Genomic DNA, 20,163 nt, shown 5'->3' with positions numbered 1-20,163 from the left:
AACGCGCCGGTTTGACCGCGCCGAGAATTCCGTCGGGCGCAAAGGCTGCGGCCTGCCATGCGACGGTCATGTGGGGCTGGGGCTTGGTAGCGCCTCGCCCGTTTCTGGAACCAGCCAAAGAGAGCAAGCGATGGGAAAGCGTTACACCGAATTGTCCGATAAACACATGCAATTCATCCGCGAACAAAAGCTGTTTTTCGTCGGCACCGCCACGGCCGACAGTCGGGTTAATATCTCGCCCAAGGGCATGGACTCGTTCAAGGTGCTGGGGCCGGCACGGGTGGCCTGGCTGAACGTCACCGGCAGCGGTAACGAAACCGCCGCCCACGTGCGAATCGCCCCGCGGATGACGATCATGTTTTGCGCCTTCGTCGGTTCGCCGTTGATCTTGCGCTTGTACGGCAACGCCCGCGTCGTGCATCCGGGCGATGCCGACTGGCCGGACTTGTTCGGCAAATTCCGGCCGCTACCCGGCGCCCGGCAAATCTTCGATGTAGAAATCGACTTGGTGCAGACTTCCTGCGGAATGGCGGTGCCGTTTTTCGATTACGCCGGCGAACGCGAACAGTTGTCCGATTGGGCCGCTGATCAAGGCGAGGCCGGCATCCGTCGTTATTGGCACGACAAAAACCAGCTCAGCATCGACGGCCTGCCGACCTATATCGTCGAAAAAAGCGGTTGAAATCGCGGAGTACAAACCGAGGTTTGTACTCCAACCCACCGGCGAATCGGCCTCGGTGCTGCTTGGACGTTATCCGGTTTCGTTGCCGTCAAATATTGCCATCCCCAATGTGTCGGCGATAACGCCAGACCGCTAAGTCACGGAGTACAAACCTAGGTTTGTACTTACCAGTCAACGAAACGAGATTTTCCCACTTGGGTATTGATCCGCCGATTCGACCGCGCCCTTTTTGCCATCGCCGCCGGTTTTCGCCTATGCTAAGCGGCTGATTCCACTCAATGGCTCGTTACCATGCACGTTACCCTCGTTCACGTCCACGTCAAACCCGAACATATCGACGACTTCATCGCCGCCACCCGTTTGAACCACTTGGCCTCGGTGCAAGAGGTCGGCAACCGCCGTTTCGACGTCCTGCAAACGCCGGACGACCCCAGCCAATTTATCTTGTACGAAGTCTACGCCTCAGCCGAAGACGCGGCCGCGCACAAGCAGACCGAACATTATCTGGCCTGGCGCGACACGGTCGCCGACTGGATGGCCGAACCGCGCCGGGGCGTGCCGTATAAAGCCTTGTTTCCGGAGACGTGAGCATGCAGACTTTCAAGCCGTTTTACATTGCCCGCCTGCCGCGCATCTTGTTCGGGCGCGGCCGCCTGAACGAAGCACCCGCATTGATCGCCGGATACGGCCGCAAAGCCTTGCTGGTCACCGGCAAGCAGTCGTTTTGCGGCACGCCGGGCTGGCAAAGCTTTGTCGACGCGTTGGCCGGGCAAGGTGTGGCATGGCAACATTGCACGGTGTCCGGCGAACCCTCGCCGCAATTGATCGATGACACGGTGAGCCGATTTCGCGAGCAGAACATCGAAGTCGTGGTCGCGATCGGCGGCGGTAGCGTACTCGACGCCGCCAAGGCCATCGCCGGTCTGCTGCCCAGCGGCGATTCGGTGATGGACTATCTGGAAGGCGTCGGCCGTAACCAAACCTATCACGGTCCCAGCACGCCTTTCATTGCCGTACCGACCACCGCCGGCACCGGCAGCGAAGCCACCAAAAACGCGGTGCTCAGCGTGCAAGGCCCGGACGGCTTCAAAAAATCCTTTCGCGACGAATGTCTGGTGCCGGAATACGCCATCCTCGACCCAGACTTGCTAGCGACCTGTTCGCCGGCATTGATCGCCGCCGACGGCATGGACGCGTTGACCCAATTGCTGGAATCCTACGTGTCGGCCAAGGCCAATCCGTTTACCGACGCGCTGGCCTGGAGCGGTATCCAGGCGGTCAAGTCCGGTTTCTTCGCGGCCTGGCGCGGTGTGGAACCGGACGCCGGCGAAGGCCGCGCGGCGATGGCCTATGCGGCGCTGTTGTCCGGCATCACGCTGGCGCAAGTCGGCCTGGGTTCGGTGCACGGCTTGGCGTCGCCGCTGGGCGCCTTCTTCCCGATCCCGCACGGCGTTGTGTGCGGCACGCTGGTCGCCGCCGCGACCGAGGTCAACATCGGCGCGCTGCAAGCCCGCGAACCGGCCAATCCGGCCTTGGTTAAGTATGCCCAAGTCGGCCGCCTGCTGACCGGGGAAACCGGCATGGACGATCAACAAGCCCGCGAGGCGTTGATCGCGCTGCTGGCCGACTGGAGCGACACCCTGCAATTGGACCGCCTCGGCGCCTACGGCATCGCCGAAGCCGACTTCCCGTTGATCGTCGCCAACGCGCGCGGCAGTAGCATGCAGACCAATCCCATCGTATTGACCGACGAAGAGATTGGGGAGATTCTGGCGCGGCGGATTTGAGTCGAATGAGCCGTCCGGAATGGCGACGCCCCTGTATTGTCTCGGGATTCAATGAGCGCGAAGCGATGAATTCCGCTTTCGAAGGTTTAAGTTCCCTTCGGCTCCGCTCAGGGAACGAACGACAGGTTCTCCGGCGCAGCGGTGAGTTCCCTGGATGGATTTCGCCTTCGAGTTTTAAATTCCCTTGGGCGCCGCTCAGGGACCGAGCGACACGTTCTGCGGTATAGCGGTGAGTTTCCTGGATGGATTTCGCCTTCGAGTTTTAAATTCCCTTGGGCTCCGCTCAGGGAACGAACGACAGGTTCTCCGGCGCAGCGGTGAGCTCCCTGGATGGATTTCGCCTTCGAGTTTTAAATTCCCTTGGGCTCCGCTCAGGGACCGAGCGACACGTTCTGCGGTACAGCGGTGAGTTTCCTGGATGGATTTCGCCTTTGAATTTTAAATTCTCTTGGGCTCCGCTCAGGGAGCGATCGACACGTTCTCTGGTACAACGGAGCGTTCCCTGAATGGATTTCGCCTTTGAATTTTAAATTCCCTTGGGTTCCCCCCCAGGGAGCGAACGACACGTTCTGCGGTACAGCGGTGAGTTTCCTGGATGGATTTCGCCTTCGAGTTTTAAATTCCCTTCGGCTCCGCTCAGGGACCGAGCGACACGTTTTCCGGTACAGCGTGCGTTCTACGGCACACCGCGCGTTCCCTGAGCGGAGCCGAAGGGAACATGCCGGTGGGTTCAACCCTTTACAAGCCCGATCTATAAACCACAAAACCCAGGCATTCACCAAAAACGGGAGTACACAGTGAGTTCGAAACGATATTTTCATCATCCGCTATATGCACTTTTTCTGACTTCGGCGTTGCTATCCGCCTGCGCCGGCAATCGGCCCGTGCCGCCCGCTAAACCCATTGCCGAGACTGCACCGGTCAGCGAACCGGCGGTTTCCGAGCCGTCGTTGCCGGCCGACGAAAAACCCGGTCCGGTCGACGTGTATATCCTGCCGCTGGACGATTTTTCCGACGACGCGGCGGTCGAGGTGGCGAAGATTGTCGGCCGGGAATTCGGCATCTGGGCGAAAGCCAGTTTGCCGCTCGGCGCGCTGGCAATCCAAGCCTTTCCGGGCACCCGGCAATTCGCGGCGGAAGACATTTTCGAGCAAGCCCGCGCCGTGATGCGGCGCCTGCCGGAAACCGACCCCAACACTCATTTCGTGTTTTTGACCAATCGCGACATCAACAGCCGTACCCGCAATTTCCGTTTTCAGTTCTCACATCACGATCGGGTGTGCCGCTGCTCGGTGATCTCCACCGCCCGCATGCACCAGCCGGGCGACCGCAATGCCAACCAGGCTGCCGCGACCCGGCTGTTGAAAATGACCAAGCGCGCGATCGGCGAAATGGATTTCGGCTGGACCCGCTCCGCCGACATCAAGGACCTGATGTACGCGCCGATCATGAGCCTGGACGATCTCGACGCCATCGGCGACCGCCACCCGCCGATTCCGTTGCGTTGAGATTGCGCTAATCCTGTCGCCTTAGGTGCGTTTTGCTAGCGTCAAGTCGCCAATAGAGCACGCTGCCTTGCCGAGTAGAGACCCGACCCCGATATTCCATTCCACAAAAGGGCCGTTGGGGAACTTGCGGCGGCTGGTATGACCGAGGGCGTCGGTTTGTTCGATAAAGCAACCGACGTCGTCGTAGACATAGATGGCCTGATCGGTCAGGGTTTCGACGCCGGAGGCGCTGCAACAGCCGACGCGGATGGTTTGGACGTCGCCCAAGGGCGGTGTACTGGCTTTCGGTGACCTGGCAAATGCCGGTCAGTCCCCTTCGCCGACGCCGGGTTTCACTCAGCTTACCCAGCACTAAAATAACGTAGAAATAATTGCCGGCCGGTCTGATTCGCAACTAGTTCCACTTACTATAACGTTAATTGGTTTATTTATAACTTTTGATGTTAATAGTGAAGCATAGATTCTGGACTGAGTCTCTTTGGTTAAAGTAGTGAGGACCATATAACTATCGGCGTCAAGACAGTTTGCGGGATTTGTTCTGCCCTGGTCCGTAGTAACACGAATTACGTTCTCGTTTGCCCCGTTTCCTCCAGCACTTGACCACACATTAAAACTGCTTAATGTTACGGTTTCGTTGGCAATGGCGGATAAAGAAATAATTGCTAATTGTATAAAGCCTATTAATTTTATTTTCATAAAAATCTCATGAGCTAAAGTAAATAATTTTTATATCATGATTGAATCAGGAATGACTAGCGGTAAATTAGAGTCATTTTTTATATATTCCAATTGTAACGGTAATACCTGAATCCGTGCTCCTTGCGGTTTAAGTGAGGGCTGCCGCGTTTCTGGGGCAGTTTTTTAAAATACCTGCCACCCATCGAAATTTAAACGTCGTTCATGAATCCTTTAACACGATTCGGTGCGCATCCATAGGTTGTGCCTAGCCAGCGACGAGACCTAACGGTCGCGAACGATGCGCCTAACGCTCATGAAAACGCTGTATCGCCCCGGTCAATGAAAGTCAGTGGGCGGAAGCCGATACGACTGCAGGGATGCAGGCGGTAGAGCAACGCATGGAACAGTTGCCAAGGCGTTCCGCCTTACGGCTTTACCGTTTACCCCTCATCGCCAACGCTCATCGTTGACCGTCGGCAGTTCGCCTATGTCGCCACACCCATCCAACGGTAAAATTTCATTCAAAACATAGCGATGGAAGGTGGAATATGGCCAATCTCTCACTCGCTCGACATAGCCATGTTTCAACGGATTGACGTGCACGTAATCAATATGCCGGACATAGTCCAATTCGTCGATGACAGTATGTTCCCAATAGCGTCTTTGCCAAACACCGCGCTCGCGGCGTTTACGGCGCGTGGCCGATAGTCGTTCGGTGCGCGGCAATCCTTTGGCAAACAACAATTTCATCAAGCGCAAACGCACGGGAAAATCGTCGGTATCGGGCGGCAAGGTCAATACCATATGCATAGGGTCCGGAAGCACCACCCAGGCGTCGATATGAAACGAATACCGCCTTTTGACCCTACGCACCGCGTCGCGTAGCAAATCGATGTGATCGGTCAACAACGTCCGTTGGCGTTCCAGCAAGTTCACCGTGAAGAAATAGCAGCCGCCTGCCACAAAATTCCGTCGATAGTTCGGCACAACCCCTCCCAAAATCAATCCATGAAGTGCACCGCCATGCAACTCCATGGGAATGGCGTAGGGCGGATTCGGAGCGCAGCGACAATCCGCCAAAACCCAAGCCAACCGCATAGCAAGGGCGCGAGCAAATTAAAAGCCATCAATGGTGGATTGCTTCGCGAATCCACCTTACGACACGTCACCGCGCGATTTATCCGCTGTACGGCCGTATCCGCCATACGGCCATTGGCTCCCGCCGTTGGCCCGGAGCCTTTCCAAACGGGCGGCATACCATCAGCCGCATCTTGCAGCAACGTAGGGTATGCACCGCATACCATTTTCGAGGTTTCCGATGGATCAAACGCCAAAAAGGTACGCGGTGCGTACCCTACTTGGCTTTTAAGACGGTATCTACTTGGCTTTCACCACACTGATTGTGCGCCCTTACGGGCGCACGCAATACGGCTTCGCCTATTGGCGCCCTACCGATTACACCTTACGGCCGTGGGCTCATAGTGATAATGGCCGCCGCGCGGTCAAGCCCGGCGTTCCAACGCGGCGCGTGGGAACGAGGGAAATTCCTCACCAACAGCAACGTAGGGTATGCACCGCATACCATTTTCGAGGTTTCCGAAGGATCAAACGCCAAAAGGTACGCGGTGCGTACCCTACTTGGCTGTGCGGCCGTATCCGCCATACGGCCATATGTTACCCTCGGATTTTGCGACCCTTTAAGTCGCCGGGTTCAACCGCCGGATGCGGAAAACCGCATGTCCGGTGGTGTGGGAGAGGTGACGGGCGCAATCCCGTCACCCCGACCCGATCGGACTTAAGCTTGAAAAAACAGGCATGCTTTTAGAAATTCGAGCTTGAAGTGCGGCAACCGTATCAAACATACCTGGCATCGCTGGTATTTGAACCGTACCGCGATGCTTTTTTAATGCTTCCACTTGTTCCTCTTCAGTGGGTGATTTTTTAAATCTGTATATCGCTACTATGTCTCCATTTCTATCCAATTGCATAAGTGAATGCTGAGGAGCAAACTTCCTTTTTAGCCCTTCCTCATAATCAAGATTATTAATTATACGAACTGCCTCAGATATGTTCATAGTGCCGTTCCATTACATGCTTATTTAATATCATAACGGAAAATGCGTTCTGTCTTGTATAAGAACTTTTCCTTATTCTGATCAATAAAGACCTTTTCAGCCCTCGCCCATTGGCCACTTCCGCGCCCGATAACTTGTTCGGTAGGTATGTCATCCATGATCTGAATAATTTTATCCGCCTTTCTCATTTCACTGTAAATGTATTTAAACAGTGCTTTGCTGTCATTGGCTACAGCAGCGTTATCGATAACCCGGCCATTTACTGATTCGGCTAACGGTTTTAACTCATTAGGTGTACCGCGCCCTAATACAAGAATATCCTCAGCCCTGTTTGCAACACCCGACCTAATAGAATTAGCTAACTTAATCGAACCCGCTGTCGCCCCACCTGCAATCGCATCAATAGGCGAAGCCGAACTCTGTAAACCGATAGGCTTATATCCGCCCCCACCTGGAATTTCATCGAAACGGTCACGCGCTGTGACATCTACTCCAAATAGCAAAGAGACAGCAGTATTCCCTACATACGCCGACGTCCCCCCAACACTCGGCCTCGCCTTCGACAACCCCAACGGATCACTAAAGCTAATCGGATTATTCCCCACATAAGCATAAGGATTGATCCCATCGGCAAAGCCCGCCGGGTCGCGTTGGCCGAAGCGGCCTAGGCCGGGGTCGTAGCTTCTGGCACGGTAGTAGATCAATCCGGTTGCATCCGGCTCGCGGCCGGCATAGCCGTAGCGGAAGATGCTGCCGGTTTTGGCGAGGGTCTGGCCGAAGGCGTCGTAGCGGGCGCTGGCGGTGATGGCACCTGCGGCATTACTGGTGGCGACGATGGAACCCAGGCCGTCGGCGTGGTAGTAGGCGTTGCCGCTGGGCGTGGTGCGCAGCAGCGGCTGGTCGAGGCCGGCGTAGGCGTAATGGGCCTGAGCGGCGTTCCAGTTGGCGCCGTATTCGCTCAGGATGTCCCGGCCGCTGTAGACGAAGCGGGTCGGGGTGCCGTTGCTGACGGTTTCGATACGCCGGCCCTGGTGGTCGTAGCGGTAGCTTTCGGCGAGGCCGGCACCGCTGGCGGAGGCCAGGCGGTCCAGCGCGTCGTAGGCCAGGGTGAGATTGACGCCGCCGCTGCGTTGGGTTTGGTTGCCGGCGTTGTCGTAGCTATAGCTGGTCAGCAACGTGCCGGTGTCGCTACCGCTGCGAACTTGGGTCAGCTGCTGGGCGGTGTCGTACAGGTAACGACGGACGCTGCTGTCCTGGGCGGTACGCTGGCGGCGGTTGCCGTAGGCGTCGTAGGCGTAGGCTTCGACCTGCGTCAGGGTGGTACCGTTTTGAGTGGAGACGGTGCGTAGCCGGTCCAGGGTATCGTACTGGTAGCGGTAGTCGGTGACCGTGCCGGCGATAGTTTCCAGGTGGCTATTGCGCCGGCCCAGGCTGTCGTAGCCGTACTGGTGGCGGCTGACGGGGTTGTCGCCGGCGGTGCGGTTGATGAGTTCCTGCAGGTTGCCGTCAGCGCTATAACGGTAAAGACTACGGTAGCCGTTGGCCATGGCGGTTTCCTGGAGCCGGCCGCCGGCGTCGAACAGGAAATCGATGCGCTCGCCGGCGCTTTGGATGGCGCTGAGGCGGCCGACGGCGTCGTAGAGGTAGTCTTGCCGCCCGCCTTCGTTGTCTTCCAGGCTGTCGAGCAAGCCGCCGGGGCTGTGGCGGTAGCTGATGGTCTTGCCGCCGCGGCTGTCGGTGACCGATGCCAGACGCTGCGCGTTGTCGTAGGTGTAGTCGTAGCTGACTTCGGGGGCGTCGACGCCGGTGACTTGGCCGAGTTCGTCATAGCTGTAGTCGGTGACGTGGGGCGCGGGGTCGGTGGCGTTGAGCTTGGCGGTTTGCCGGGTCAACAGGCCGTTGCGGCTATGGTCATACTCCCATTCGACGATATGGCCGTTGGCGGACTCGCGGCGGACGGGCTGGCCGTGGGCGTCGTAGACCCAGCGGGTGGTGTGGCCGAGAGCGTCGGTTTGTTCGATAACCCGGCCGAAGTCGTCGTAGGCGTAGATGGCCTGATCGGTCAGGGTTTCGACGCCGGCGGCGCTGCGATAGCCGGCGCGGATTTTTTGGACATCGCCCAGGGCGGTGTATTGGGTTTCGGTGACCTGGCGAATACCGGCCAACCCTAAGGCATCGTGGACGGGGCCGACGGTTTTAACCGGGCGGCCCAGGGCGTCGTAGTCGGTCAGGGTTTCGCGGCCGCCGTTATCGACGCTACGGGTGACATTGCCGTTATGGTCGTAGTAAAAGTCGGTGTAACGGCGATCGGGGGTGGTGAGGCGTCGCAGACGGCCGTTACCGGTTTTATCGTAATAAGCGTATTGGGTGACAAGGCCGTTGGGGTCGGTGGTTTTCACCGGGCGGCCGGCTTGGTCGTATTCGGTGGCGACGGCGTTGCCTTGGGCGTCGAAGGCGCGGGTCGGCCGATTCGCGGCGTCGTATTCGAAACCGACACTGTAGCCGTCGGGGTTGGTGATTTTGACCACGTTGCCGGTGGCGTCGTAGACGGTGCGGGTGGCGTTGCCGGCCGTGTCGCGCTGGGTGATGGGCCGGTCGAGGTTGTCGTATTCGGCGACTTGTTGTTGCAGCAGGCGGTAATTGCCCTGGGCATCGAAGCCGGCCAGGCTGGTGCCGATGGGGTTGCCGTTGTTGTCGTACGCGAAGTCGCGCCATTGCCGTAGTCCGTCGGTGGCGCGGGTGACTTGGCCATCGGCGTTGTAGAGGGTTTCGGCCGGGTAGAAGCGTTCGTCGACGGCGCTCGTCGGCCGGCCCAAGTTGTCGAAGCTTTGGCTCATGCTGGTGCATTGGTCGGCCAGGACTCCGCCCAGTTGCTGAAAGCCGCAACGTTTGACCGAGACCGGATTCAGCGCCGAGGCGTCGTAGCCGTATTCGAGATAAGGGCCTGCCTGGGTGGCGAAGTCGCGCACCCGTTTCACACGGGTCAGGTTGCCGGCCGCATCGTAGCTTTGAATGGTCCAGGCGGCGATTTGCGCGGCCGTGGGGGTCGCGGTATTGACGCCCGGCTTCAGGGCGATAGTCTCGGTGCGGTTGCCTTTGGCGTCGTAGCGGTACAGGGTGTAGTTGCCGTTGGCGTCCTTGGTTTTGGTCGGCAGGTTGAAGGCGTTGTAGTCTTCGTAAGTGACGGTGCTAGTGTCGGGCAGGGTCATGACGGTGACGTTGCCGGCCGCGCTGTAGGTATATTGCACCGCGTGGCCGAGGGCGTCGCGGCGCCGGGTTTCGCTGAGCGGGTTGGCGGTATCCTGGTATTCGTAGACCAGCCGCGAACCGTCGCCTTGCAATTGCTGCAGCGGCTGGCCGTATTCGTTGAATAAATGGGTCTGGCTATTCCCGCGCTCATCGACGGTGGTGGTTTCCCGGCGGAATTTGTTGTAGCGGAAGGTGTAGCTATGGCCCTGGCTGTCGGTGTGACGGAAGGTCTTGCCGTTGGCGTAATACTCGAACTGCATGACGTTGCCGTTCGGCCGGGTGTAGCTTTTCAGCGCATGGTCCAGGTTGGTGCCATCGGCGGCCTTGTAGTAACTGTAGGCCGTCGAACCGCCGCGCCGTCCGGCCACCGCGTCCGGGCTTTCGGACTTGACCAGATCGCCGCGGCTGTCGTAGCCGTAGCGGTAGGTGCGCTCGGCCCAGTCGGTAATCCGGGTAATGTGATTGCCGCCGTTGTCGTACCAGAAACGAAGCGTGCGGCCGATGCCGTCGGAGACGCTGGCCAAATTCACGCCGCTATAGCCGAAGCTTAAGACGTTGCCGTTGCGGTCGACTACGCGCGACAGGCTCGCCGTCTGCCCAGGTGTGCCGGCCAGGTCCTGGAAATAGAAGGTCAGGCCGGATTTTTCCTTCAAGCTGTATTCGCCGTTGATCTCCCGTTTGGCGGTGACTCGCAGACCGGTTTGGGGCGTGAAGTTGGTATTTACCGGAACGCCGGCAGTGGTGCCCACGACGGTCAACTTATTAGCCGCGCCGGTGCCGTCGATCCAGATTGCGGCATCGACCGCGCCGTTCGCGTCTTCGTCGAAGAACAACAACTGATGGTTGAAGCTGTGGGTCCAGCCGTAGCCAAGCGGACCGTCCTTGCGCACGTTGGAGTTGTAGGTGCGCTCGAAGACCAGATCGAGCCCGCCGCGGCCCTTGATCGTAAAATCCCGCTCCGGGTGGTAGAGGTTGCCGGACACCAGATTGACGGGGTCGCCGCCGAAGTTGGTGTTGACGGCGTTGTAGCCGGTGTTGATGCCCCCGAAGGAATTGATCGTGTTGAGCTTGAGGTCGCTGTTGGTAACCGTGCCTACGGTCAGATAATTTGAGATAGTTTGCGCGATCACACCTTGATACCCGGTGCCCAACGATGGCGAATAGCTATTAGAGATCGGATTGGATAGGGAATAACCGCCCTGAGCGATGACATAGCTGCCATTAATTATATAGCCGGTACTAGCGCTCGGCGGCGGCGGTGCATTTGGGGACGGTGGATTCAAGGCTATTAAATCGCCTTGGCTGTCTACCGCCGCTTTTTGCGAAATCCACACGGCACCTTCCCAGCCGTCGTAACTGATCAGGCAGCGGGGCAGGGTAATTCGGAAAAAATAGCCATTCGGATTTGAGTCAGTTGGTTTAGGGAAGAAAGCCTTCAAAGAATCTTTGTAAGCGGTCGAATAGTTCAGGCTACGCGGCGACGTCGCGCAGCTGACGTTCAACAGGCTATCGACGTCTGCTGAGCTGTTCAATACCACGACGGGCACACCGGTCTCGTCGGCAAACTGCAGGCCGCGCACGGTGCTGACCGCATCGACATGGGCCTGTTCCTGCCAGATGTAGGACTCGTAAGCGGAACCGGAATAGCCAGACACCAAGTAATTATTGTAATTCGACTTTCCAGTGACTATGTTGTTGCTGCGCGAGATGAGGCCGGGCATGTCCACCAGCAGTCCCTTACGCGACACCGCAAAGGGCAGGTCGAACACATATTCCACTTTCATCGCGGTGGAGGCGAGTCCGATGTGATGGCCGCTGTCGCCAGTCTCGCCGTAGAGCTGGCCTACGGTTTTGGCCGCCTCGGTGACGTAGCCCATGTATTTCAGGCCGGCCATGTGCAGGTATTCGCCCAGGGTGGCGTCGATTTGCGCGTTCGGGTCGACATTGGCGTCCACGGCGCCGAGTAGCTTGGCCGAGCGAGCTTCCAGCATCGCGTCGGAAGCCTGAAAGGCGTAGAGCTGGAGCGCGTGGTAGTTGTACGCGCCGATATTGTTGTATTCGACCTGATTGACGACGGCATTGTTTAGCTTAAGGCTAAGCGCCAGACGGTTGTTGCCGGAGCAGAAACCTACCGGCGTATAAGTGCCGGTGGGCGTAACGTCCGTACCGTCCTGCTTGAAAATGGGCCGAACCAAGGTTTGCAGATAGGTCGAACCGTTGGCGCAGGGCACTACCATCGCGCTACCGGACTGCCAGGCCGCGACGTTGCCGGCGGCGGTATTTGCTGTGTTGGTTTGGACGAAAGACAGGGTTAGGCGGCCGGAGGCGAGTTCGGCCATCGGCCGCTTCAGGGGCGGCGTCAGGTTTTTGTCGTGTGCGGCGTTGCCGTCGAACGGATTCTTCGGCGTGATCTCGGCGAAGTAGCGGTGGCTGTCCGGCAGCGCCGCAGTGGCGGAGGGGCCGCTGCCCCAATCCTTGAATTGCAGCACCTTGTAAGGCAGCGTACTCGGCAAGACGTCGATGTTTTTCTGAACGATGCTGCCGCGATAACCGCCGCCGTGCTCCAAGGTTTTTCCCAGTGCCGCTTCCATCTGATCGCGTAGCGCTTCCTGCGGCATGACGGTGGTGCGTTTGCTCAAATAAGCGTTGTAGTCGAAACTAAAACCCGGAATCTCGCCAACGGTCGTTCCTTGGGTATAGCCCATCTCCTTGAAGCTCGGGTCCAACGGAATCCAGTAGAAACCGCTGTTGTCGTTACGTGAGCCCCGATAATTGCCGTAGGGCACACAGGCTTCGACCCAGACATGGATAAAAGCGATAGTTGTACCCGGGCTTGTCGGGATTTGTCCATTTGCCAATCGTTGGGCGGCGCCTACCGCAGCTTTTGCGCCCAGCCAGTCCAGCAGCCGCGGATCGTTAGCCGAAAAGCTGATTTCCCCCAGAACATAGCGGGCAGGGATTTTCGAGGCGCGCAGCAGGGCAATCAACAGCGAGGCCTGGTCGGTGGCGTTGCCGGAACCGCTGACCATCGTCGTCGCCGCGCCCTTCAACGAGCCGAAATAGGGTTGGAATTCGATTTGGTTTTTGACGTATTGGTAAATCTCGGTCGGCGAATAGTGCAGTTTCTCGGCAAGTGCCAGAATTTGAGGATCGTTCAGTTTGATTTCCGGCAAGGCGTCGCCAATATCTGCCGGCAGGTAACCGCAAGCGGCGGCCTGCGGCGCGGGGGCTTGCGGCGCGGCAGCCTGGGCGGCGCCGATTCCTAATGCATCCAGCAATGTGTCGGCGGATACTTTGGCCAGCCTGGAGTGATCCGGCGCTTCAATGCGGCTGGTGTTGGCGCCGGAAGGTGCGGCGTAGGCGGGCGGCGGCGCGTTCGGCGTATCGTCGGGGGTCAGCGTTGTCGGTTCCTGCAGGGTAAACGTCGGTTGGGATGGAACCCGAACCTCGGCCGTCGGCGGCTGAAGCTGCTTCAACAGATTTTGCAGGTTCGCCTCGGCCCGCTGGCGTTCGCCGTCCGTTTTGGCGTCGAGCACCTTGTCGAACGCGGCGTCGAGGCGGTCGAAGCGGTCGCGCACTTGTTCAGCCAGCGCCGAATCTTCGAGGCCTTGGCCGGCGAGCCAGCTGTCGATTTGGGAACGGTAGGCGAGGAAGCCATCTCTTTTTTGCCGCAACTGCTCGGTGCGCGGCGACAGGTTGCCGTTGCCGGTGGAAGACGCTTCGGCGAGCAACTGTTGGGTGGCCCGGTGATCGCTGGCGATACCCTGGGACCAGTTTTCGGTTTCGCTGGGGTGTCCGTCGCCGGTGTAGGCGGCTGCCATGGTCCCGGCCATGGAGTCGAAATCGGGCATTGTCGCGTCGGTGCGCCGCGACGCCGGCTTGGCCGTTTGGGTCTTGACCGACCCGGCACTTGCCACCGGAGAGTCAGTAACGGCGGGTTGTTTGCCGGGATAAAGCCATGCCAAGGCCAGTATCGTGGTAACTGCCAAGACGGCAACGATTGGAAGTCGCGATGTCGCTCGCGGCGTATTGTTTTGCATGTGTTAGGGTCTCCAAGAACGCATCCGTGCGCAGCCACTAACAGAGGCGGCAATACGGCCTGATTAGGGTTTATCTTCCGGCTATAGCAATGTGTTAATGACGCCGATCACCGCCGGTTCGTTTACGGCGGGGTTGCGCCCGATTTGAACTTCGGCGCCGTCGCCCAGGTTGTCGTGATCGCTGTCGACGACCTCGGGGTCGCTACCGTGGCGGAATTCGTCGAGATTCGAGAGCTGGTCGCCGTCGGGGTCTAATCCCGCATCGCCGGGATCATAGGGATTAAAGCCATAGGTTTTTTCCCAGACATTGGGCATACCGTCCTTATCCGTATCCCAATAATCGGGATAATTGCTCCATTCGAGACTGTCGGGAATACCGTCGTGATCGGTATCGGCAGCGAGCGGATTCAGTTTGTCGCGCAGCTCAAAATAGCTTGGGACGCCGTCGCCGTCCGTGTCGGTTGTGATGTCGTTTACCGCAATGACGCGCAGAAATCCGGGCACGGTTACGGAAACGCCTAGGCTGTCTTTCAGGTTCAGTACGAACGGATAGGAGCCGGCCGCGGTGGGCGTACCGGTTAGCGACCAAGGTGCCGTGGCACTCACCGCAACGCCGGGCGGCAGTTGTCCACCGCCGAACGACCAGTTATAGCCTGGCGTGCCGCCTGCCGCCGACAGCGGATAGGAAAAGGCGGCATTGGCGAGGACTTCTGTTACGACCGGATTACCTTGCAATCCGGTTGGGTTGGGGGTAGCGGTCAGGCCATTTTGCGGCTGCAATTTCCAGCTGTCGGTTAGGTTCGGGTCGGTGCCTACCAAGGGTTCGACCGCGTCGGGAATCCCGTCGTGATCGGCGTCGGCCATGATGGTGGCGGGAAAGGTGCGCAAGGAGAGTGCCGTCGTGTAGGCATCATTATTCCAACTACCGTTGGCTGCTTGCCGGTTCTGAAGAAAGCCAGCTGCCTGTAACAATGCGGCACTCGCGCCTGCCGGCGCGAGTGCCGCATTCGAGGCCGCTTGCAAGGCAATATAGGCGGTGGCGGTGTTCCGTTCAGGGTTGGTATCGGCGGAGCTCTCTGTAAAACTGCCGTCGCTCTGCTTTTTTGTCAACAACCAATTTGCAGCGCGCGCGACCAGCGTATTTATGCCTATCTGTACCGTTTGATTATTTACGTCGAGGAGGGTAACACCGGTAATCCCGTCTTGATAGAAATGACTCAATGCCGCGACGTTGCTTGCCGTCGGCAGAATGGCGGGCGCTTTATTCACGCCAAGGACACCGCCCCAATAAGACCACCCCTGATTGCCGCTTCCCTGTCCCTGGTATGTGCTGGAAATGTACTCGGCGACAGGGGCCGCAGGGGAAGTAATTCCGGCCGCGCGCAAGGCTTCCATCGCTAGCCCGGAATCCGGAAATCCGCCGCCATATCCTGCATAAGCGCCCCAAAGCCCGGTATCATTATCAAGTTTGAACAATGCGTCGGTGAGGCGTAACTCTACAGTATCGACGCCGGCATTTTCCAAAGCGATGATTTTCCGAGCCAGGGAGTCGACACTGTCGGTTTTTTGATTCGAAAGCCAAGCCAGCGCACGGGTGTAATGGAAGCCTTTGTCGGCGCTGGCGTTTTTTAGCGCGGCCAAGGCTTCCGCAGTAGCCGCGACCTCTGCTCCACCTTGGCCCCAACTGCCGTCGCCATTTTGGTGTTGGATCAGCCAGCCGATGGCTTCGGCACGATCCGCATCCTGGTTGGCGACAGCGGTATTAAACACGGTGGCAACCATCGTGGATAGGCCAACCATCGCTGGAATCAATTTTTTGCGTTTATACGTTTTCAAGGATCCCTCGCCGATCTACGTTGTTCCTTATCGTTTAACTAGCAGCGCATAGCACATACGCGCAGAGCTCTTCTAAATGAATCGCGGCAATTTTTGTCAGCCGCTAGTTTGCGTTGAGAATAATCTGGTCAATACTGTTGTAATCATTAACACAGGCGGCTGAATAAATTGAGATGACTTTCCCTGTCGCTACGGCTAACGAAATTTGAGAAATGAAGACCTTTTGCGCTTCGGTGGGGACGCCACTTGCTGGATAAAGTAACAAGAAACCGGGCCACGACGAGTCATAGCCGCTGCAGGCGTTAACGTTAATAGTATCCTTCGGGTCTAGGTATACAAGAAAACCGCCAGCATATGGCCGCGTATTAGTGACTTTTACAGAGTGTGTCCATCCATCCGCCCACCCTGACGCGGGAAACGACATTGTGCCGGCAAGCGTAATATAGATGCTCGATTGCAATAGTACTTTTCCCGCGCGTCGAACGATTTTTTTCCGCATGGCTTTTCTCCAAGGCCGTAATTTAAATAAATTTGTTGGGGTATCAAGAGGCTAATCAGCAGTATGCCTTATATTCGGCTATTTACATTCGCACAATGCCCGTTGGTTATTGCGTGTGGGGTAGTGCAGCGTGCAAGAAACAAAATCATCTCCTTTCTGGAGAAGGGTTCTTTCATTCGACCCTCCCGAGAAGGCTTCAGTAGTGCTAACTTCAAGCAACTAAGACGAAACTGCGGCAGTCCGTAGTTTGGCAAGGGTAATCTATTGTCTAGCGTTCCAGTCTATGCGTCAATACTTGTGCAAACACTCCAAGTTGGAAGTCGAGTTGCGAGTGGAAATGCTGGGCTTGCTTGCCAATGCCTCCGAAACCGATCAACAAGAAGTTAACGACGAGTACGCCGACAAAGTGGCTCGCCGATTTAGTGGGGCAAAAGCCGAGTCTTAAAGCATCTAAATCCCAGAAACGCAGGTCAAATCGCTATAAGTGGAGATTATTTCAATAAATCCCTTGAAGTACATCTTTGTCAAAGTGGGAAACTTGGATTGTGGGCACTTGTGAAGCCCGTGCTGAGTAGTAACAGATGCTTTAACTTAAGCGCTGCACAAAGTCATCGCAATTCGCCGGTAACGGGAAATTATCCTTTTCTTAGCGGTGATATGCGATGCGGCAAATCGTTCGATGCTTCTCAAGCAACGGCACGCCTACCCACAAACGCCGAAAACGACGTATTATTTCCGTTAGATCGCCATAGGGTATTATCAGGACATCGCTCCCGGAAGCCCGCCTGACCCGCGCTTTTAAAGGAGTTCTCATGAAAACCACCACTCAGCAACGCGAACATCTGGAAGCCTTGATCGGCCGGGCCGAGCAGGAAGCCAAGCGGCGACCGAGCGTGTATCGGGCCAAGGTCGGTCTGTTGGCATTGCTGGGCTACCTGGTGATTTTCGGCATGCTGTTTACCTTGGTGGCGATCAGTGTCGGCATCGGTTGGGCGGCGCTGGCGAGTACCACGTTCGCGATATTGCTGCTGAAGAAGAAGTTGATCTTCGTCATTCTGGCGATGATTTACGTGTTGCTGCGGGCGCTGTGGGTGAAGTTCGAGCCGCCGACCGGCTACCGTTTGACCGCCAGGCACTATCCGAAATTGTTCGAGCGCTTGAAAACGCTCAGCCGGCAATTACGCGCGCCCAGGATTCATCAAGTCATTTTGACGCCGGAATACAACGCGGCGATCGTGCAAACCCCGCGCTTGGGCGTGTTCGGTTTTCCGAAAAACACGCTGTTTTTGGGGTTGGAATTGTTGCTGAGCCTGTCGCCGGCCCAGGCCGAAGCGGTGATCGCCCACGAATTGGGCCATTTGTCGGCCGCGCACAGCCGATTCGCCGGCTGGATTTATCGGGTGCGCTTAAGCTGGCAACGCATCGTCGCCGGATTGGAGCGTCAACAAAACATCGGCGCCTCGCTGATGCGGCGGTTTTTCGATTGGTATGCGCCCACCTTCGCCGCCTATTCCTTCGCGCTCGCTCGCACCAACGAATTCGCGGCCGACGCGGTGGCCGCGCAACTGACCAGCCGCCACGATGCCGCGCAAGCCCTGGTCAATACCTACGTCGTCAGCGGTTTGGTCAACGAGCATTTCTGGACGCCCTTCCTGAAGCAGGCCGACACTAGCGAGCTGCCCACGGCGCCGTTCAAACCCTTGCGCGATTTCCTGCGTCAACCGCCGTTCGAAACCGCCGATTTGCACGCGAAAGTTGCCGAAGCCTTGAAGGTCGCCACCGGCCATTACGACACTCATCCGGCGCTGAGCGACCGGTTGCAAGCCCTGCAAACCGAGGCGCCGTTGCCGAAAATGCCGGCCGATTCGGCCGCGCGGGCGTGGTTGGGCGGCGAACTGGACCGGGTTTTGGCGGATTTCGACGCCGATTGGCTGAAAAACAACGACGACAAATGGCGGGAGCGCTACCGCTATTGCCAGGAAGGCCGGCAAACCTTGGCGGAATTGTCCCAACAGGCTTCCGAAACCCTCAGCGCCGCGCAACATTGGCAATTGGCGGTGTTGACCGAGGAATTCGCGCCGGACATCGATCCGCTACCGCTGTTTCAAAGCTATCGCGCCGCCCACGCCGATGCGGACGCCGATTTTGTAATCGGCCGGCTGCTACTGAAACGCGATGACAGCGCCGGCATCGCGGCCATTGAGGCTGCCATAGCCGCGAAGCCGGAGTTGACGCTGGAGGGTTGCCGCTGGTTGGACTATTTCTACCGGCGGCGCGGCGACGAAGCCGCCGCCGATGATTGCCTGAAACGGGCCGAGCGGCAGATGGACATCAACCGGGCGGCGGGGCTGGAGCGGGATACGCTGACCCGCAAGGATAGGTTCGTCAAACCGCGGGCGGACGAGGCCACGCTGGCGGCGATTCGCGCTGCCGCGGCCGAAGTGGCCGGCGTCAAACGCGTTTGGCTGGCCGAAAAGCCGATGCAACACTATCCCGAAGCCAAGACGTATGCCGTGGTATTCGCCAAGTCCGCTTTCGCCAACGAGAAGAAATTGACGCGACAATTGTTGGAGCGTCTGTCGTTGCCGCACACGCTATTCGTGCTGGCCAAGTCCGGGTCGCATGCCGCGATCGCCAAGCGCGCGATCAAGGCGGGTAGCGAGATATATCGGCGGTAGATGCGGCGTGTCGCGGAATGTTATAGGTCGACACCCCCACTGTTTCGAGAATGCCTTAGCGGCGAGTGGCGGTTGCTGGGCGGAGCTGAGGTTGCTGAGCGGAGCCGAAGCAAAGCCGCTTCAATGAGGCCCGGCGGGTGCCGGGGAATGCGACGCAGGATGGAACATACAAGGGTACGCACTGCGTACCCCACATCTATCAGATGGAATAGCCCAGTAGTCGCCGCGGCGTTATTGGGGAAGCTGATTCGGGATGAAGCGGATTTTCTAGTGTATTTCAATTGTATTCATAATAGACCGACAAAACTAACTGGTTAATGCCGTTAAAAGGCTGGCCATACTCGACTTGTCACCAATGCGTCTAACGCGACGTCCATCCTCTAACTTTGGCACGAATTGATGAAGACTTATATCGAATTAACTAGCTTTAACATACAGCCATTTTAGGAGATCAATTATGCGAGCGTTTCGATTTCCCTTAGCGATTGCGCTATTTTTTTGTTTTCTATATGCCGCGAATGCTAACGTATATCTTAATGAAATAAACGAGATCGACAATGACGAGATTGGCGTAGTCTTCAATATGAAGTATTACCCGAAGGACAAACTTGTTGTTTACTCATTTGAGGTCTCAAACAAAGGCAAAAACCCAATATTCTTGCCTCCCAAATATGACGCAACAACTCCACCGCACAAAGGTTTCGATCCTTTTTGCGATATCGAGCTTAAAATCAACGACCGATGGGTTCACTGGATCGATAATCGTCGAGTTCCGGGTTGGGAAAAACAGAATGGCGGCATGACTTATTCCCCGTTTTATGTAGGCACACTTCGTGCGAATGCTCAACCCATACCATTAGAAACAAATAATCGGGAAATAAAATTTCGTTCAGTACCGACTTTTCCACAAGCCATTCGAGTAAGTTTTCCTTATAAAACCAAATTGCAAGATAAGGACGAAAAAATCGCAATTTTTGTTTTAGAACAAAAATCCCTGGAAGAATACCGAAAACTGTTGTCTGAATAAGCCAAGAAAATAGCCTCGATGGAATCGAGGATTCGAAGACATCCCCCCACAACTCGCCGATGTTAGTCACGTGACAGAACCGCCCACACCCTCGATTCTGCTAA

Annotated in this window: 13 protein-coding genes; 7 read left to right on the top strand and 6 right to left on the bottom strand. The window is 57.2% G+C overall.

Features of this window, described 5'->3' with window-relative positions:
* Positions 1-130 precede the first annotated feature (130 nt).
* From BJL95_RS15410 to BJL95_RS15395, 4 genes are all read left to right on the top strand, one after another.
* Positions 131-682: a pyridoxamine 5'-phosphate oxidase family protein gene (locus BJL95_RS15410; RefSeq protein ID WP_071159138.1), complete on the top strand. Its 552-nt coding sequence runs from the start codon at positions 131-133 to the stop codon at positions 680-682.
* A 291-nt stretch (positions 683-973) separates the two neighbouring features.
* Entirely contained in the window at positions 974-1,270 is a 297-nt protein-coding gene (locus tag BJL95_RS15405) for an antibiotic biosynthesis monooxygenase (protein WP_071159135.1), read from the top strand.
* A gap of 2 nt (positions 1,271-1,272) precedes the next feature.
* Complete coding sequence (locus tag BJL95_RS15400) at positions 1,273-2,469, top strand: iron-containing alcohol dehydrogenase (protein ID WP_071159133.1); 1,197 nt, start codon at positions 1,273-1,275, stop codon at positions 2,467-2,469.
* A 797-nt stretch (positions 2,470-3,266) separates the two neighbouring features.
* Positions 3,267-3,977, top strand: a complete 711-nt coding sequence (locus BJL95_RS15395; RefSeq protein WP_071159131.1) for a hypothetical protein — start codon at positions 3,267-3,269, stop codon at positions 3,975-3,977.
* Positions 3,978-3,998: 21 nt separating this feature from the next.
* Here BJL95_RS15395 and BJL95_RS15390 read toward each other — a convergent pair whose 3' ends face one another.
* The 6 genes from BJL95_RS15390 to BJL95_RS15370 form a co-directional block, all read right to left on the bottom strand.
* Positions 3,999-4,244 (bottom strand): hypothetical protein, encoded by a 246-nt coding sequence (locus BJL95_RS15390; RefSeq protein WP_071159128.1) that lies wholly within the window; start codon positions 4,242-4,244, stop codon positions 3,999-4,001.
* Positions 4,245-5,102: 858 nt separating this feature from the next.
* The gene (locus tag BJL95_RS15385; RefSeq protein WP_071159290.1) at positions 5,103-5,642 is read right to left on the bottom strand and encodes a transposase; all 540 of its coding nucleotides are present in this window, start codon (positions 5,640-5,642) and stop codon (positions 5,103-5,105) included.
* Positions 5,643-6,430: 788 nt separating this feature from the next.
* Positions 6,431-6,730 carry a hypothetical protein gene (locus BJL95_RS24760; protein ID WP_139306279.1) on the bottom strand — a complete coding sequence of 100 codons (300 nt, stop codon included), beginning with the start codon at positions 6,728-6,730 and terminating at the stop codon, positions 6,431-6,433.
* Between the two features lie 20 nt (positions 6,731-6,750).
* Positions 6,751-14,019 (bottom strand): RHS repeat-associated core domain-containing protein, encoded by a 7,269-nt coding sequence (locus tag BJL95_RS15380; RefSeq protein ID WP_071159126.1) that lies wholly within the window; start codon positions 14,017-14,019, stop codon positions 6,751-6,753.
* A gap of 81 nt (positions 14,020-14,100) precedes the next feature.
* Positions 14,101-15,660: a putative Ig domain-containing protein gene (locus tag BJL95_RS15375; RefSeq protein WP_175463728.1), complete on the bottom strand. Its 1,560-nt coding sequence runs from the start codon at positions 15,658-15,660 to the stop codon at positions 14,101-14,103.
* A gap of 298 nt (positions 15,661-15,958) precedes the next feature.
* Complete coding sequence (locus tag BJL95_RS15370) at positions 15,959-16,354, bottom strand: hypothetical protein (RefSeq protein ID WP_071159123.1); 396 nt, start codon at positions 16,352-16,354, stop codon at positions 15,959-15,961.
* Positions 16,355-16,637: 283 nt separating this feature from the next.
* Between BJL95_RS15370 and BJL95_RS25225 the strand changes: the two genes are divergently transcribed.
* The 3 genes from BJL95_RS25225 (at position 16,638) to BJL95_RS15360 (ending at position 20,059) form a co-directional block, all read left to right on the top strand.
* Positions 16,638-16,799, top strand: a complete 162-nt coding sequence (locus tag BJL95_RS25225; protein WP_175463727.1) for a hypothetical protein — start codon at positions 16,638-16,640, stop codon at positions 16,797-16,799.
* A 367-nt stretch (positions 16,800-17,166) separates the two neighbouring features.
* Positions 17,167-19,032 (top strand): M48 family metallopeptidase, encoded by a 1,866-nt coding sequence (locus BJL95_RS15365; protein WP_071159121.1) that lies wholly within the window; start codon positions 17,167-17,169, stop codon positions 19,030-19,032.
* Between the two features lie 457 nt (positions 19,033-19,489).
* A complete protein-coding gene (locus BJL95_RS15360; protein WP_071159119.1) occupies positions 19,490-20,059 on the top strand; it encodes a hypothetical protein in 570 nt (189 codons plus the stop codon).
* Positions 20,060-20,163: the final 104 nt, after the last annotated feature.

The sequence above is a fragment of the Methylomonas sp. LWB genome (genome assembly GCF_001856095.1).
GTDB lineage: Bacteria > Pseudomonadota > Gammaproteobacteria > Methylococcales > Methylomonadaceae > Methylomonas > Methylomonas koyamae_A.
Note: the sequence above shows the minus strand (reverse complement) of the source record. Positions and strands in the feature narration are given on the sequence as shown.

Coding starts and splice junctions, on each gene's coding strand:
- BJL95_RS15410 (WP_071159138.1), top strand. CDS start 131: ATGGGAAAGCGTTACACCGAATTGTCCGATAAACACATGCAATTCATC.
- BJL95_RS15380 (WP_071159126.1), bottom strand. CDS start 14,019: ATGCAAAACAATACGCCGCGAGCGACATCGCGACTTCCAATCGTTGCC.
- BJL95_RS15360 (WP_071159119.1), top strand. CDS start 19,490: ATGCGAGCGTTTCGATTTCCCTTAGCGATTGCGCTATTTTTTTGTTTT.
- BJL95_RS24760 (WP_139306279.1), bottom strand. CDS start 6,730: ATGAACATATCTGAGGCAGTTCGTATAATTAATAATCTTGATTATGAG.
- BJL95_RS15370 (WP_071159123.1), bottom strand. CDS start 16,354: ATGCGGAAAAAAATCGTTCGACGCGCGGGAAAAGTACTATTGCAATCG.
- BJL95_RS15365 (WP_071159121.1), top strand. CDS start 17,167: ATGAAAACCACCACTCAGCAACGCGAACATCTGGAAGCCTTGATCGGC.
- BJL95_RS25225 (WP_175463727.1), top strand. CDS start 16,638: ATGCGTCAATACTTGTGCAAACACTCCAAGTTGGAAGTCGAGTTGCGA.
- BJL95_RS15405 (WP_071159135.1), top strand. CDS start 974: ATGCACGTTACCCTCGTTCACGTCCACGTCAAACCCGAACATATCGAC.
- BJL95_RS15400 (WP_071159133.1), top strand. CDS start 1,273: ATGCAGACTTTCAAGCCGTTTTACATTGCCCGCCTGCCGCGCATCTTG.